We start from the raw sequence: 13,204 nt of genomic DNA on the forward strand, positions 1-13,204 counted from the left end.
GCGGCCGTGCGTGCGGCGCCGCGCGGCCGGGCCGTCCCGTCACGGCAGCAGGGACAGCTCCAGGTGGGCGGAGACGATCCAGTTCGGCGCGTCCACGACCTCGGAGATCTTCAGGTCGACGGCGACGCTCGCCAGCAGGTAGGCGTCCACCGGGGCCATGCCGGTGCGGGCCGCGACCTCCGCGACGAGGGCGCGCGCCGCGTCCCTGGACGCCTCCATGAGGTCGGGTCCGATGCCGGTGGTGACGAGCGCGGCGCCGGTCCGCTGCGTGCGCGGGTCGGTCTCGATCACCGGGGTGGGCGGGGCGGCGCCGCGGCGCACGTCCACGCGGAGCCGGACGGTCGCGTCGGTCTCCACGCCGGTGCCGCAGACCTCGCCGTCGCCCATCGCCGCGTGCGCGTCGCCGAGGGACAGCAGCGCGCCGTCCACGCCGACCGGCAGGACGAGCCGGGCGCCGGGGCCGATGTGCCGGACGTCCATGTTGCCGCCCCAGCGGCGCGGCGGGACGATCGAGTGCGCGCCGGGCTCGGGCGGCGCGACGCCGATCGTGCCGATCATCGGGACGACCGGGACGCGCAGCCCCGGCAGCAGCTCGGCGCCCCCGTCCCCGATGGCGGAGACGCGAAGGTGGGCGTCCGGGAAGTCATCGGCGAGCAGCCCGAAGCCAGGGATGCAGGCCGTCCAGCCCCAGTCGCCGACGGCCATGTCCAGGACGTCGATCACCAGGGCGTCGCCGGGCGCGGCGCCCTCGACCAGGAACGGCCCGGTGACGGGGTTGACCCGGCCGAAGTCGAGCGCGGCGACGTCGGCCGCGCCGGAGGCGGGCCCGAGCTGCCCGCCGCTCGCGTCCGCCGTCTCGACGGTGAGCTCGGCGCCGGGGGCGATCGCCGCGATCGGCTCGATCGCGTTGTCCCACGCGTTGTGCACGCTGGTGCGGCGGATGTGCATCAGTCCTCCAGCTTGAGGTCGGTACCGCGGCCGGAGCGCCGGTAGAACAGCATCACCAGCACCCCGAGGACGAGCCAGCAGACGCCTCCGATCTTCGCGCGCGCGTCGGCGTTCCAGAGCACCGAACCGATGATCAGGAAGCCGATCGCGGGGGCGGCGATGTGCAGGCCCCAGCGGGTGCTCCGGTTCCGGAGCTTGAAGTGCACGAAGACCGCGACGTGCAGGAGCAGGAACGAGAAGAGCGCGCCGAAGTTCACCAGCGAGGACAGCACGTCGATCTGGCCGGTGAAGAACAGCCCGAGGATCAGCGAGATCACCGCGACGAACAGGATCGCGCGCTCGGGCGTCTTGCGCGTGGGGTGGACGCGGGCGAGGAACGCGGGCAGTTTGCGGTCGCGCGCCATGCTGAACAGCAGCCGGGACGTGGCGGCCTGCGCGACCAGCGAGTTGGCGATGCCGGTGGCGAGGGCAGCGGCCACCGCGACGGTGACCTTCAGCCAGTGCCCGCCGGCGATCTGCGCGATGTCGTAGAACGCGGAGTTGGTGGCGTCGTCGCCGGCGAACTCGGTCTTGCCCGGGACGAGCAGCGCCGCGACCCACGTCTGCGCCACGAACAGCACCGCGACCAGGCACAGCGCCACGACGGTGGCGCGGCCGACGATCCTGCGGCCGGAGTCGCGGACCTCCTCCGACAGGGTGGAGATGCCGTCGAAGCCGAGGAAGCTCAGCACCGCGATCGACAGCGCCCCGAAGATCAGCCCGGGGGTGAGCAGGTCGGGCTTGAGCAGCGGGTCGAAGGAGAAGTGCGCGCCGTTCTTCCCCTGCGCGACGGCGGCGAGGCCGAACCCGACGAACAGCGCGAGCACCACCAGCTCGGCGACCAGGAACAGCCGGTTCAGCCGCGCCGTCGACTCGATGCCCAGGAAGTTGATCAGCGTGTTGACCAGGACGAACACCACGACCCACGCCCACTGCGGGACGGCCGGCAGCAGCGAGTTCAGCGCCGCAGCGCTCATCACGTACAGCAGCGTCGGGACGAGGAGGTAGTCCAGCAGGATCGCCCAGCCGGCGAGGAACCCGACTTTGTCGTTGATCCCGCGCCCGGCGTAGGCGTACACGGACCCGGCGATCGGGAACGCCCGCGACATCTCCCGGTAGCTGAGCGCGGTGAACAGCATCGCGACCAGCCCGATGACGTAGGTGAGCGCCACCATGCCCTTGGAGCCGTTGAACACGACGCCGAAGATGGTGAACGGCGCGATCGGCACCATGAACACCAGGCCGTAGATCACCAGGTCGGCGAGGCTGAGGGAGCGCTTGAGCTCTTGGTCGTACCCGAAGGACTTCAGCGTCCCTTCCGCCGACTCGGCGGCGGCGCCCGCGGCGGGGCTCGTGGGGCTCGCGGGGCGCGCGGCGGCGCCGGGGGAGGCGCCGGACGGCGCGGGGTCTGGGCTGGCGGTCGTCATCGCGCGCCTTTCCGGGGGTCGTTCAGGGGACGGGGTCGTTCCGGGGACGGGGTCTGGGTCGTTCAGCGGGCGGGGTCGTTCAGCGGGCGGGGTCGTGGGCGTCGAGGAACGCGCCGACGGCGGACATGCAGGCCGCGCGCTCCTCGACGTGCGGCATGTGGCTGGAGTCCTCGAAGATCTGCCAGCGGGCGCCGGGGATGCGGTCGGCGTAGGGGCGGACGGCGCCGGGCGTCGCCTCGTCGTGCCGTCCGGAGATGATCAGGGTGGGGGCGGTGATCCGGTCGAGCCGGTCCACGATCGTCCAGTCCCGGAGGGTGCCGACGACGTGGAACTCGCTGGGCCCGTTCATCGTGTGGTAGACGGTCGGGTCCGCGTCGATGGCGGCGAACGTGCGGGCGACCTCGTCCGGCCAGGGGATCCGGCAGACGTGCCGGTCGTAGAAGACCCGCATGGCCTCGGCGTACTCGGGGGAGCCGGTGGTGCCGGCGGCCTCGTGCTCGCGGAGCGTCGCTTCGATGCCGGCGGGCAGCGCGGCGCGCAGCCCGGCGGCGGCCTCCAGCCACAGCGGCATCGACGCGGGCGAGTTCGCGATCACCAGGGAGCGCAGGCCGGCGGGCCGCCGCACCGCGTGCTCGGCGCCGAGCATCCCGCCCCACGACTGGCCGAGCAGGTGGTAGCCGCCGGCGATGCCGAGGTGGGCGAGGAGGTTGTCCAGCTCGTCGAGGAACAGCTCGACCGTCCAGAAGTCCGCGCCGGCGTCCGGCAGGTGGGTGGAGCGGCCGTTGCCGAGCTGGTCGTAGTGGATCACCTGCCGGCCGGTGGCGGCGGCGAGGTCGGCGAAGGAGAGCACGTAGTCGTGGGTGCAGCCGGGGCCGCCGTGCAGCACGACGAGCGGCGCCCGGCCCGAGCCCGGCGTGCCGGTGACGCGGTACCAGGTGCGGTGGCCGCGGAAGGGGGCGTGGCCCTCGGCGGCGGCCGGTGCGATCACGCGTACCTCCTGTGAGCTGGGAGAACCCCGGTCCGGGCGGGGCGGCGGGCGGGCGGCGGGCGCGGGGGTCGCGCGGCCGGATGCGAGACTATGCGGTAAAAGGTCTGATTTCTAGACCTTTGAAGGAAGTTATCGTTTCCGGCGGGGCGGAGCGGAGGGACGGGGAGCATGGAGCACGAGGCGCTCGGACCGCTGCGTCCCGCGACCACCGGCGAGCAGGTCGCGCACCGGCTGGCTACGGCGATCGCGCTCGGCGAGTTCAGCCTCGGCGACCGGCTGCCCAGCGAGCGGGACCTCGCCGCGCTGCTCCAGGTCAGCCGGGAGAGCGTGCGCGCGGCGCTGCGCCGGCTCGCCGGCTCGGGCCTGGTGGAGGTGCGGCGCGGGCGGGGCGGCGGCGCCTTCGTCCGCGCCGAATGGGGCGAGGCCAGCGAGGGCGCGGTGCGCAGCGCGCTGCTGGAGCGCTGGACGGAGTTCGAGGAGCTGTTCGACTACCGGCGGCTCGTCGAGAGCCTGATCGCCCGCACCGCCGCCGAACGCGCCGACGACGCCGACCGCGCGGCCATCGCCGAGGCGCTCGCCCGGTTCGACGCCGCCGCGACGCCCGGCGAGGCCCGCGAGCACGACGTCCGGCTGCACGCCGCGGTCGCCCGCGCCACCCACAACGCGCGGCTGGTCGGGCTGCACGAGCGGCTGCTGTCGGAGGTCAGCCTCGGGGTGTCCGCCGAGCCGTACACGTGGGCGATCTACGAGGAGGCCAAGCCGCACCACCACGCGCTCGCCGCGGCGGTCGCGCGCGGCGACGGCGACGAGGCCGCGCGCATCGCCGGCCGCCACTTCGCGATCACCGAGGACGCGCTGCGCCGGCGGGCCGAGCGGGTCCGGCCGCCCGGCGCGCGGTAGAAGGGGCTAACCGGCGGGGTGCCGGGTCACTCGTCGCCGGTCGGCAGGTTGTAGGCGATCAGTCCGGCGGACCCGCCGGACAGGTCGAGCTCGGTGACCGCGCAGTTGCGGACGCGCGGGAACGCCCGCCGGTAGGACGCCAGCGGGAGCCCGAGCAGCTCGCACAGCGTCAGCCGCAGCAGCGTGCTGTGCGTGACGACCAGGACGCGCGCCCCCGGCTCGGCGTCCGCGATGTGGCGCAGCACGCCGGCGCCGCGCGCGGCCGCCTTGGCCGGGTCCTCGGCGCCGGGGAACGGCGAGCCCGCCGGGTCGGCGCGGAACGCGGCCACCTCGTCCGCGGGCATCTCCGCGAGCACCCGCCCCTCGGCGGCGCCGAAGTCGACCTCGCTCAGGTCGGTGTCCACCTTCAGCGGCAGCCCGAGCGCGTTCGCGGCCGGCGCGGCGGTGCCGCGGGCGCGGCCGAGCGGCGACGCCCACACCGCCCCGATGCCCCGGCCGGCCGCCCAGCGCCCGAGGGCGGCGGCCTGCCGGCGGCCCCGCGCGCTGAGCGCGACGTCGCTGACGCCCGCGTACCGGTTCTCCTCGTGCCACACGGTCTCGCCGTGCCGTGCCAGATAGAGCGTCGTCATCCCGTGCCCCCGGTCGCAGCGTTCCACCCCGATGTGCGCGCCGTCCCAGTATGCCGGTGCGAGCCGGCTCACAGGTTCGGCCGCCGATCTGGTGGGCACGGCTCCCCTGGCACGGCTGATTCCGGAACCGGCGGATTCCAGTCAGGCACCATCCGAAGGGGAGGACCATGACCGTACCGGACGTCAGGCTGAACGACGGGGCCATGATGCCGCAGCTCGGCTTCGGGGTGTTCCAGGTGACCGACGAGGAGGCCGAGCACGCCGTCGAGGTCGCGCTGCGCGACGGCTACCGCAGCGTCGACACCGCCAGCGCCTACGGCAACGAGGAGGGCACGGGCCGCGCGCTCCGCGCCTCCGGGCTGCCGCGCGAGGAGCTGTTCATCACCACCAAGCTGTGGAACAGCGACCAGGGCTACGACCAGACGCTCCGCGCGTTCGACGCGAGCATGCGCCGCCTCGGCCTGGACTACCTCGACCTGTACCTGATCCACTGGCCGATGCCCGGCCACGACACCTACATGGACACCTGGCGGGCGTTCGAGAAGCTCAAGGAGGACGGCCGGATCCGCTCGATCGGCGTCTCCAACTTCACCGTCGACGCGCTGCGCCGCGTGATGGACGAGTCCGGCACGGTGCCCGCGGTCAACCAGATCGAGCTGCACCCCTACTTCCAGCAGGGCGAGCTGCGCGCGTTCCACCGGGAGCACGGCATCCACACCGAGGCGTGGGCGCCGCTCGGGCAGGGCCAGGGGCTGCTGGACGACCCGGTGCTCGCCCGGATCGCGGAGGCGCACGGCCGGACCCCGGCGCAGGTGGTGCTGCGCTGGCACCTGCAGATCGGCAACGTGGTGATCCCGAAGTCGGTGACGCCGCGGCGGATCGCCGAGAACATCGACGTGTTCGGCTTCGACCTCGGCCCGGACGACATGAAGGCGATCGGGGAGCTGGACAAGGGCGCACGGGTCGGCCCCGACCCGGCCACGTTCGAGATGGCCTGACGGCCCCGCCGCGCGGCCGGGCGGGCCGGCGCCTGGGCCGGTGTCAGCGCTTCTCGCCGACGCCCACGAGCCCGGCGAACCGCTCGCCGTCGGTCCGGACCCCGCCGTCCAGCCACTCGCGCGGGCCGGTCAGGCCGGGCGGCAGCAGCTCGAACCCGTCGAAGAAGCCGCGGATCCTCGCGCGCGGCCGGGCGCCGAGGGGGGCGCTGGCGTCCGCGTAGACCCGCTCGGCCTCCGCCATCGCCTCCGGGAACGCGTCCGAGGCCAGGTGGGACAGGACGAGCCGGCTGCCCGGCGCGAGCGCGTCGCGGTAGCGGGCGACGAGCGCGGCGGGGTCCTCGGCGTCGTCCACGAAGTGGAGCACCGAGACCAGCATCAGGGCCACCGGCTCGGAGAAGTCGATCATCTCGCGGACCGGCGGGTGCGCCATGATCTCCTCGGGCCGGCGCAGGTCGCCTTGGACGAACCCGACGCGCTCCGCGTCCGCGAGAAGCGCCCGCCCGTGTGCGCACACGACGGGGTCGTTGTCGACGTAGACGGTCCGCGCCTCCGGGCGGACCTCCCGGACGGCCTCGTGCACGTTCTCCCGCGTCGGGAGCCCCGACCCGAGGTCGAGGAACTGCGCGATCCCGGCCCGCGCGGCGTCCCGCACGGCGGCGCGCAGGAACGCCCGGTTCAGCCGGACGCCGCGCACCACCCGGCCTTCGGAGATCTCCACGATCCGCGCGGCGGCCTCCCGGTCGGCGGCGAAGTTGTCCTTGCCGCCGAGCCAGTAGTCGTACATCCGCGCGACGTTGGGGGTTCCGGGGTCGAGATCCGCGGTGGCGTCGGTCACGCGGACATGATCCTCGGGCCGTCCGGGCCCGGCAAGCGGAACGCCGGTGCCGGACAAAGGGGGGCGTGCGCTCAGGGGCGGCGGCGCCAGGCGGCGAGGGCCGCGTCCACGTCGCCCCGGATGCGGTCGCGGGCCTCGCGGCGCGGCACCCCCGCCATCAGCAGCGCGTCGTAGCCGGTGTCGAGGTGCCGGATCGAGGCGATGACGGCGAGCGTGACGGCGTCGGCGTCCAGGTCGCGGCCCGCCGCGCTGCGGCCGACCCGGCCGCTGCCGCGCAGCCCGGCGTGCCGGGCGATCTCCTCGGCGCGCTCCGCGGGGCAGCCGGGGAACAGCCGGACGATCTCGGCGGCCATCTGGGCCTGGAAGTCGGCGTCCTGCCCGGCGCGGCGCTCCGCGTCGCGCTCGCGGCGGCGGGCCCGCGCGTCCTCGTCGGCGAGGCACTGCTCCTCGGCGCGCTCCAGCGCCGCCTCCTCGACCAGCACGCCGCGCCGCTCGTAGCGCTTGCGGCGCCGGTTGTGCTCGACGACGACGGCCGACAGCCCGCTCTCCTTCTTCGCGCGGCGGCTCAGCGCGGCGTTCCCGGACGGCAGGAACACCAGGTGCCCGAGGTCGGCGCAGTCCAGGCAGAGCGGCGCGCCGTCCTCGACGATCTGGAATCCGCCGGGGGCGCGGCACCCCGGGCACGTCCAGTCGCCCGGCGGCACCAGGGCGGTGATGTCGGGCGCCTTGGCCTGCCGGGCGGCGAGGCGCTCGCGCTGCGCGGGCGTCAGGTCGGGGGACAGCCAGTGCGTGCGGTGGTCGCGCTCGGCGGCGTCCTTCCCGGCGGCGGTGAAGCGCAGCTCGCGGTGGTCGCGGGTGGCGGCGGCGTAGGGGGTCTCGGCGGGCTCCAGGCCGTTCGCCTCGGCCCAGGCGCGCAGGGCGCGCAGCGCGGCGGCGATCTTGTCGGGCCGGACGGTCATCGCGGCGTGCAGGTGGTCGTGCCGCCCCTGCCGCCACTCGTCGACGGTCGCGGTCCGGATCCAGCCGAGCCGGACGAACACGTCCACGGGCGCCACGGCCCGGGACCGCTTCAGCAGCTCTCCGGCGGCGTCCGACACCCGGCGCGCCAGCCGGGACTCCTGCACCTCGCTCACGGCGCCCCACGCTATAGGACCTCTCGGACGATCCCGGCCGACCTTGCGTCGATGACGGAAAGTAGCGGAGCGTAGCGTTCCGTACATGGGGGATGATCGGGCGAGCTGGACCGGTCCGGGCGGCCTGCGGGTGACGGCGGTGCGGCTGTCGGGGGCGCACGGGGTGTGGGCCGCCCTCGCGGGCGTGCACGGCGCCGACGCGTACCTCGTGACGAGGAACGGCGCGATCGTCGGCTACTACGCCACCGTGGAGGACCTGGCGGGCGTGCTGGACCTGGCCGAACTGCGCGCCGACTAGGCCGTCTTCCAAAGTCCCGGCCCACTGCGAGACAGGCTCCGGGCCCCGTCCGCGCGGCCCTGGCCGGGGCCGGTTCCGAGGGGTTTCGGGGAGTTTGCCGCTTGCGGGAATGCGATCCGTCGTGTAATCGTTTACAACAGCACGATGTAATCGTTTACACGATCGTTTCCATGGGAGGTGCGCCTTGGCCGGGGTGAAGGACGTCGCGCGGCTCGCCGGCGTCTCCGTCGCGACCGTCTCGCGCGTCCTCAACGACAGCGCGTCGGTCACCGAGGCGACGCGGGCCCGCGTCCTCGCGGCCGTGGACGAGCTCGGCTACCGGCCGAACGCCGTCGCGCGCTCGCTGCGCACCGACACCACCCGCACGATCGGGCTGGTCATCGGCGACATCCTCAACCCGTTCTTCACCGAGCTCGCCCGCGCGATCGAGGACCGGGCGCGGACGGCCGGCTACTCGGTCGTCATCGGCAACGCCGACGAGCGCCCCGAGCGCCAGGACCACTACGTCCGGACCCTGCTTGAGCAGCGGGTCGACGGCCTGCTGCTGTGCCCCACGGCGGAGATCACGCCGCTGGTCCGCGACGTCGTCCGGGACGGCGGGCCGCTGGTGTTCCTCGACCGGACCCTGCCGGGGCTGGACGTCCCGACGGTCCGCGCCGACGGCACCGCCGCGATCGGCGCGCTGGTGGCGCACCTCGCGCGGCTCGGGCACCGGCGCATCGCGTTCGTGTCCGGCCCCGCGCTGCTGTCCACCGGCCGCGAGCGGACCGCGGCGTTCCGGGCGGCGCTGGAGGCCGCCGGGCTCCCCGTCCGGCCCGAGTACCTGGAGGCCGGCGACTTCCAGGCGGCCAGCGGGCGCGCCGCCGCCGCCCGGCTGCTGGACCTGCCCGAACCGCCCGAGGTGATCTTCGCGGGCGACAACCTGATGGCGCTCGGCGCGCTCGACGAGATCCGCGCGCGCCGGCTGGCGATCCCCGGGGACGTGGGGATCGCCTCCTACGACGACGTCCCGTGGTTCACCCATGTGGACCCGCCGGTCACCGCGATCGGCCAGCCCGTCCAGGAGCTCGGCCGGCGCGCGGTGGGGGCGCTGCTGGAGCGGATCGAGGGCCGCCCGGTCGAGCCGGTCGTGCTCGACGCGCGGCTGGTCGTGCGGCGCTCCTGCGGCGAGCCCGGCGACGAACGACACGGAAGCGAAGGGAGTGGCCGCCCATGAGCCTGCCTGCCGAGAAGGAGATCCTCCGGGTGCGCGGGCTGCGCAAGGCGTTCCCGGGCGTGCTCGCGCTCGACGGCGTCGACTTCGGCCTGCGGCCCGGCGAGGTGCACGTGCTCCTCGGCGAGAACGGCGCCGGCAAGAGCACACTGATCAAGACGCTGTCCGGCGCGCACCGCCCCGACGCCGGGACGATAGAAGTGGACCGCCGGCCTGTGGAGATCCGCACGGCGCAGGACGCCGAGCGGCTCGGCATCGCGACCATCTACCAGGAGTTCAACCTGGTCCCGGAGATGACGGTCGCGGAGAACCTGTTCCTCGGCCGCCAGCCGCGCCGGTTCGGGCTCCTCGACCGCAAGGCGATGAACGCCGCCGCGCGGGACCTGCTCGCGAAGGTCGGCGTCCAGGCCGATCCGGACGACCGGATGGCGGGCCTCGGCATCGCGCGCAGCCAGATGGTGGAGATCGCCAAGGCGCTGAGCCTGGACGCCCGCGTGCTGATCATGGACGAGCCGACCGCGGTGCTCACCACCGGCGAGGTCGACCGGCTGTTCGGCATCGTCGCGCGGCTCCGCGAGCAGGGCGTCGCGGTCGTCTTCATCACCCACCACCTGGAGGAGATCCCGCGGATCGGCGACCGCGTGACGGTGCTGCGCGACGGCAGGTCCGTCGCGGAGGTGCCGGCGGGCACGCCCCGCGACGAGCTCGTCCGGCTGATGGTGGGCCGCTCGATCGACCAGCAGTACCCGCGCGAGCGCACCGAGGCCGGCCCGCCGCTGCTCCAGGTCAAGGGACTGACCCGGGACGGCGTGTTCGAGGACGTGTCGTTCGAGGTCCGCGCGGGCGAGGTCGTCGGGCTCGCCGGGCTGGTCGGCGCCGGCCGCACCGAGGTCGCCCGCGCGATCTTCGGCGCGGACCGCCCCGACCGCGGCGAGGTCATCGTGGACGGCACGTCGCTGCCGCCCGGCGACGTCCACGCGGCGATGGAGGCCGGGGTCGGGCTCGTCCCGGAGGACCGCAAGGGCCAGGGGCTGGTGCTCGGCGCCGATGTCCAGGAGAACCTCGGCCTGGTGACGCTCGGCCGCGCCACCCGCGGCGGCCTCGTCGACCGGGCGGGGCAGCACCGGGCCGCCGGCGAGATCGCCGGGAGGCTCAACGTCCGGATGAGCGGGCTGCGGCAGGAGGTCCGCACCCTGTCGGGCGGCAACCAGCAGAAGGTCGTGATCGGCAAGTGGCTGCTCGCCGACGCGAAGGTGCTCGTGCTGGACGAGCCGACGCGCGGCATCGACGTCGGCGCGAAGGTCGAGATCTACGAGCTGATCAACGCCCTCACCGCCTCCGGGCACGCGGTGCTCATGATCTCCAGCGACCTCCCGGAGGTGCTGGGGATGAGCGACCGCGTCCTGGTGATGGCGCGGGGCCGGCTGGCCGGCGAACTGCCGGCGGCCGAGGCGACGCAGGACGCGGTGATGGCGCTGGCCGTCGCCGGGCCCGGCGCCGGGGAGAACCACGAGGAGAACGACGATGTCCACTAAGTCCGACGGAGTCGGCCCGGGGGGAGTGGGGGGTCGTCCCCCCTCGGGCGACACTGAGACGTTGCGCAAGCGGCCGCAGGGGCCGCGGTCCGGCGGCGCGGCACGGGCCGCCGGCCGGCTGCTGGGCGAGAACGGCGCGCTGGCCGGGCTGATCATCCTGGTGGTCGCGCTGGCCATCGCGTCCGGTGACTTCCTGACCGTCACCAACCTGCTGAACGTCGGGGTGCAGGCGGCCGTCACCGCGATCCTGGCGTTCGGCGTCACGTTCGTCATCGTCACCGCCGGGATCGACCTGTCGGTCGGCGCGGTCGCCGCGCTGTCGGCGGTGGTGCTGGCCTGGACGGCGACGCAGCACGGCCTGGCCTGGCCGCTGGCGCTGGTCGCCGCGGTCCTCGTCGGCCTCGTCGCCGGCCTGGTCAACGGGGCGCTGATCACCTACGGGAAGCTGCCGCCGTTCATCGCGACGCTCGCGATGCTCGGCGTCGCGCGCGGTCTCGCGCTGGTGATCTCCGACGGCAGCCCGATCGCGTTCCCCGGCGCGGTCACCCACCTCGGCGACACGATCGGCTCGTACCTGCCCGTCCCGGTCATCGTGATGATCGTGATGGGGCTGCTGACCGCGCTGATCCTCGCCCGCACCTACAGCGGCCGCGCGATGTACGCGATCGGCGGCAACGAGGAGGCCGCGCGGCTGTCGGGCATCCGGGTGAACCGGCAGAAGCTCGTCACCTACGCGCTGTCCGGCGCGTTCGCGGCCGTCGCCGGGATCGTGCTGGCGTCCCGGCTCGCCTCGGCGCAGCCGCAGGCCGCCAACGGCTACGAGCTGGACGCGATCGCCGCCGTCGTGATCGGCGGCGCCAGCCTGTCCGGCGGCAAGGGCAAGGCGTTCGGCACCCTGGTCGGCGCGCTGATCCTCGCGGTGCTGCGCAACGGCCTGAACCTGCTGTCGGTGTCGGCGTTCTGGCAGCAGGTCGTCATCGGCGTCGTGATCGCGGCGGCGGTCCTGCTGGACACCGTCCGGCGGCGCGGCCTGCGGGTCCGGCCCGCGACGTTCTGGGCGGGCGGCGCCGCGGTCGTCGCGGTCATCGTCGCGCTCGCCGCGGTCGTCGCCACCACCGGCGGCAACGGCTCCAAGTCCGGCGGCGCGGCGGGCGGCGGCTCGGTGCGGATCGGGCTCTCGGTGTCCACGCTGAACAACCCGTTCTTCGTCCAGTTCCGCCAGGGCGCGCAGGACGAGGCGAGGAAGATCGGCGTGAAGCTGACCGTCGGCGACGCGCAGAACGACGCGTCGCAGCAGGTCAACCAGGTGCAGAACTACACCAGCCAGGGGATGAAGGCGATCATCATCAACCCGGTGGACTCCGACGCCGCGGCGCCCGCGGTGAAGGCCGCGAACCGGGCGGACATCCCCGTCGTCGCCGCCGACCGCACCGTCAACGGCGCGAAGGTCGAGCAGCTCGTCGCGTCCGACAACGTCGCGGGCGGCAAGGACGCCGCGGCGCAGATGGCCCGGCTGCTCGGCGGCAAGGGCAAGATCGTCGTGATCCAGGGGCAGCCCGGCACCTCCGCCTCCCGCGAGCGCGGGCAGGGCTTCAGCGAGGGCCTCAAGCAGTACCCCGGCATCCAAGTCGTCGCCAGGCAGCCCGCCGACTTCGACCGCACCAAGGGCCTGGACGTCATGACGAACCTGCTCCAGTCGCACCCCGACGTGAACGGGGTGTTCGCCGAGAACGACGAGATGGCGCTCGGCGCGATCAAGGCGCTCGGCGGCAAGGCCGGAAAGCAGGTCAAGGTCGTCGCGTTCGACGGCACCCCGGACGGCATCAAGGCCGTCCAGGACGGCACGCTGAACGCGACCGTCGCCCAGCAGCCCCGGCTGCTCGGCAAGATGGCCGTGGACAGCGCGCTCAAGGCCGCCAAGGGCGGCGGGCTGGTCGCCAACGCGCCGGTGCCGGTGAAGATCGCCACACCGGAGAACGCCGCCCAGTTCGCCACGCAGTAGAAGGGGAGTTCCGTGCCGGAACAGTACGACGTCGTCGTGGTCGGCTCGGTCAACGCGGACCTGGTGGTCGGCGTGGACCGGCGGCCCGCGCCGGGGGAGACCGTCCTCGGCTCCGACCTCGCCACCCACCCGGGCGGCAAGGGCGCCAACCAGGCGGTCGCCGCCGCCCGGCTCGGCGGCCGGGTCGGGATCGTCGGCCGCGTCGGCGACGACGGGCACGGCGCGCTGCTGCGCGGCGCGCTCGCCGCGGCCGGCGTGG

The 13,204-nt window shown here is 74.3% G+C and carries 13 protein-coding genes; 7 read left to right on the forward strand and 6 right to left on the reverse strand.

Going from position 1 to position 13,204, the window contains the following annotated elements:
• Window positions 1-39: 39 nt before the first annotated feature.
• From ABZ914_RS13120 to ABZ914_RS13130, 3 genes are all read right to left on the reverse strand, one after another.
• The gene (locus ABZ914_RS13120) at window positions 40-948 is read right to left on the reverse strand and encodes an acetamidase/formamidase family protein (protein ID WP_500193167.1); all 909 of its coding nucleotides are present in this window, start codon (window positions 946-948) and stop codon (window positions 40-42) included.
• The gene (locus ABZ914_RS13125; protein ID WP_500193168.1) at window positions 948-2,414 is read right to left on the reverse strand and encodes an APC family permease; all 1,467 of its coding nucleotides are present in this window, start codon (window positions 2,412-2,414) and stop codon (window positions 948-950) included. The genes ABZ914_RS13120 and ABZ914_RS13125 overlap by 1 nt, the downstream gene beginning before the upstream one ends.
• Window positions 2,415-2,493: 79 nt before the next feature.
• Window positions 2,494-3,402 (reverse strand): proline iminopeptidase-family hydrolase, encoded by a 909-nt coding sequence (locus tag ABZ914_RS13130; RefSeq protein WP_500193169.1) that lies wholly within the window; start codon window positions 3,400-3,402, stop codon window positions 2,494-2,496.
• 168 nt (window positions 3,403-3,570) lie between these two features.
• Here ABZ914_RS13130 and ABZ914_RS13135 point away from each other — a divergent pair, with 168 nt between their 5' ends.
• Window positions 3,571-4,302 (forward strand): FadR/GntR family transcriptional regulator, encoded by a 732-nt coding sequence (locus ABZ914_RS13135; protein WP_500193170.1) that lies wholly within the window; start codon window positions 3,571-3,573, stop codon window positions 4,300-4,302.
• A 26-nt stretch (window positions 4,303-4,328) separates the two neighbouring features.
• Here ABZ914_RS13135 and ABZ914_RS13140 read toward each other — a convergent pair whose 3' ends face one another.
• Entirely contained in the window at window positions 4,329-5,030 is a 702-nt protein-coding gene (locus ABZ914_RS13140) for a histidine phosphatase family protein (RefSeq protein WP_500193171.1), read from the reverse strand.
• Window positions 5,031-5,098: 68 nt separating this feature from the next.
• On the opposite strand from ABZ914_RS13140, the gene ABZ914_RS13145 reads away from it, so the two are divergent.
• Window positions 5,099-5,929: an aldo/keto reductase gene (locus tag ABZ914_RS13145; protein WP_500193172.1), complete on the forward strand. Its 831-nt coding sequence runs from the start codon at window positions 5,099-5,101 to the stop codon at window positions 5,927-5,929.
• Window positions 5,930-5,972: 43 nt separating this feature from the next.
• Here ABZ914_RS13145 and ABZ914_RS13150 read toward each other — a convergent pair whose 3' ends face one another.
• Window positions 5,973-6,764 carry an SAM-dependent methyltransferase gene (locus ABZ914_RS13150; RefSeq protein WP_500193173.1) on the reverse strand — a complete coding sequence of 264 codons (792 nt, stop codon included), beginning with the start codon at window positions 6,762-6,764 and terminating at the stop codon, window positions 5,973-5,975.
• Between the two features lie 71 nt (window positions 6,765-6,835).
• Entirely contained in the window at window positions 6,836-7,897 is a 1,062-nt protein-coding gene (locus tag ABZ914_RS13155; protein WP_500193174.1) for a DUF2293 domain-containing protein, read from the reverse strand.
• An 85-nt stretch (window positions 7,898-7,982) separates the two neighbouring features.
• On the opposite strand from ABZ914_RS13155, the gene ABZ914_RS13160 reads away from it, so the two are divergent.
• The 5 genes from ABZ914_RS13160 to ABZ914_RS13180 all read left to right on the forward strand — a co-directional run.
• Window positions 7,983-8,195 carry a hypothetical protein gene (locus ABZ914_RS13160; protein ID WP_500193175.1) on the forward strand — a complete coding sequence of 71 codons (213 nt, stop codon included), beginning with the start codon at window positions 7,983-7,985 and terminating at the stop codon, window positions 8,193-8,195.
• Window positions 8,196-8,388: 193 nt separating this feature from the next.
• Window positions 8,389-9,411: a LacI family DNA-binding transcriptional regulator gene (locus ABZ914_RS13165; protein ID WP_500193179.1), complete on the forward strand. Its 1,023-nt coding sequence runs from the start codon at window positions 8,389-8,391 to the stop codon at window positions 9,409-9,411.
• Entirely contained in the window at window positions 9,408-10,943 is a 1,536-nt protein-coding gene (locus ABZ914_RS13170) for a sugar ABC transporter ATP-binding protein (protein ID WP_500193176.1), read from the forward strand. The genes ABZ914_RS13165 and ABZ914_RS13170 overlap by 4 nt, the downstream gene beginning before the upstream one ends.
• A gap of 61 nt (window positions 10,944-11,004) precedes the next feature.
• The gene (locus tag ABZ914_RS13175; RefSeq protein ID WP_500193177.1) at window positions 11,005-12,945 is read left to right on the forward strand and encodes an ABC transporter permease/substrate-binding protein; all 1,941 of its coding nucleotides are present in this window, start codon (window positions 11,005-11,007) and stop codon (window positions 12,943-12,945) included.
• A 12-nt stretch (window positions 12,946-12,957) separates the two neighbouring features.
• The coding region (locus ABZ914_RS13180; protein WP_500193178.1) for a PfkB family carbohydrate kinase at window positions 12,958-13,204 on the forward strand (247 nt) is incomplete at its 3' end.

Origin of the sequence: Spirillospora sp. NPDC046719 (assembly GCF_040645715.1) — a bacterium.
Taxonomy (GTDB): Bacteria; Actinomycetota; Actinomycetes; order Streptosporangiales; family Streptosporangiaceae; genus Spirillospora.

Excerpts from the sequence above, each read along its gene's own strand:
- ABZ914_RS13160 (WP_500193175.1), top strand. The coding sequence starts at position 7,983 with ATGGGGGATGATCGGGCGAGCTGGACCGGTCCGGGCGGCCTGCGGGTG.
- ABZ914_RS13120 (WP_500193167.1), bottom strand. The coding sequence starts at position 948 with ATGCACATCCGCCGCACCAGCGTGCACAACGCGTGGGACAACGCGATC.
- ABZ914_RS13145 (WP_500193172.1), top strand. The coding sequence starts at position 5,099 with ATGACCGTACCGGACGTCAGGCTGAACGACGGGGCCATGATGCCGCAG.
- ABZ914_RS13125 (WP_500193168.1), bottom strand. The coding sequence starts at position 2,414 with ATGACGACCGCCAGCCCAGACCCCGCGCCGTCCGGCGCCTCCCCCGGC.
- ABZ914_RS13170 (WP_500193176.1), top strand. The coding sequence starts at position 9,408 with ATGAGCCTGCCTGCCGAGAAGGAGATCCTCCGGGTGCGCGGGCTGCGC.
- ABZ914_RS13135 (WP_500193170.1), top strand. The coding sequence starts at position 3,571 with ATGGAGCACGAGGCGCTCGGACCGCTGCGTCCCGCGACCACCGGCGAG.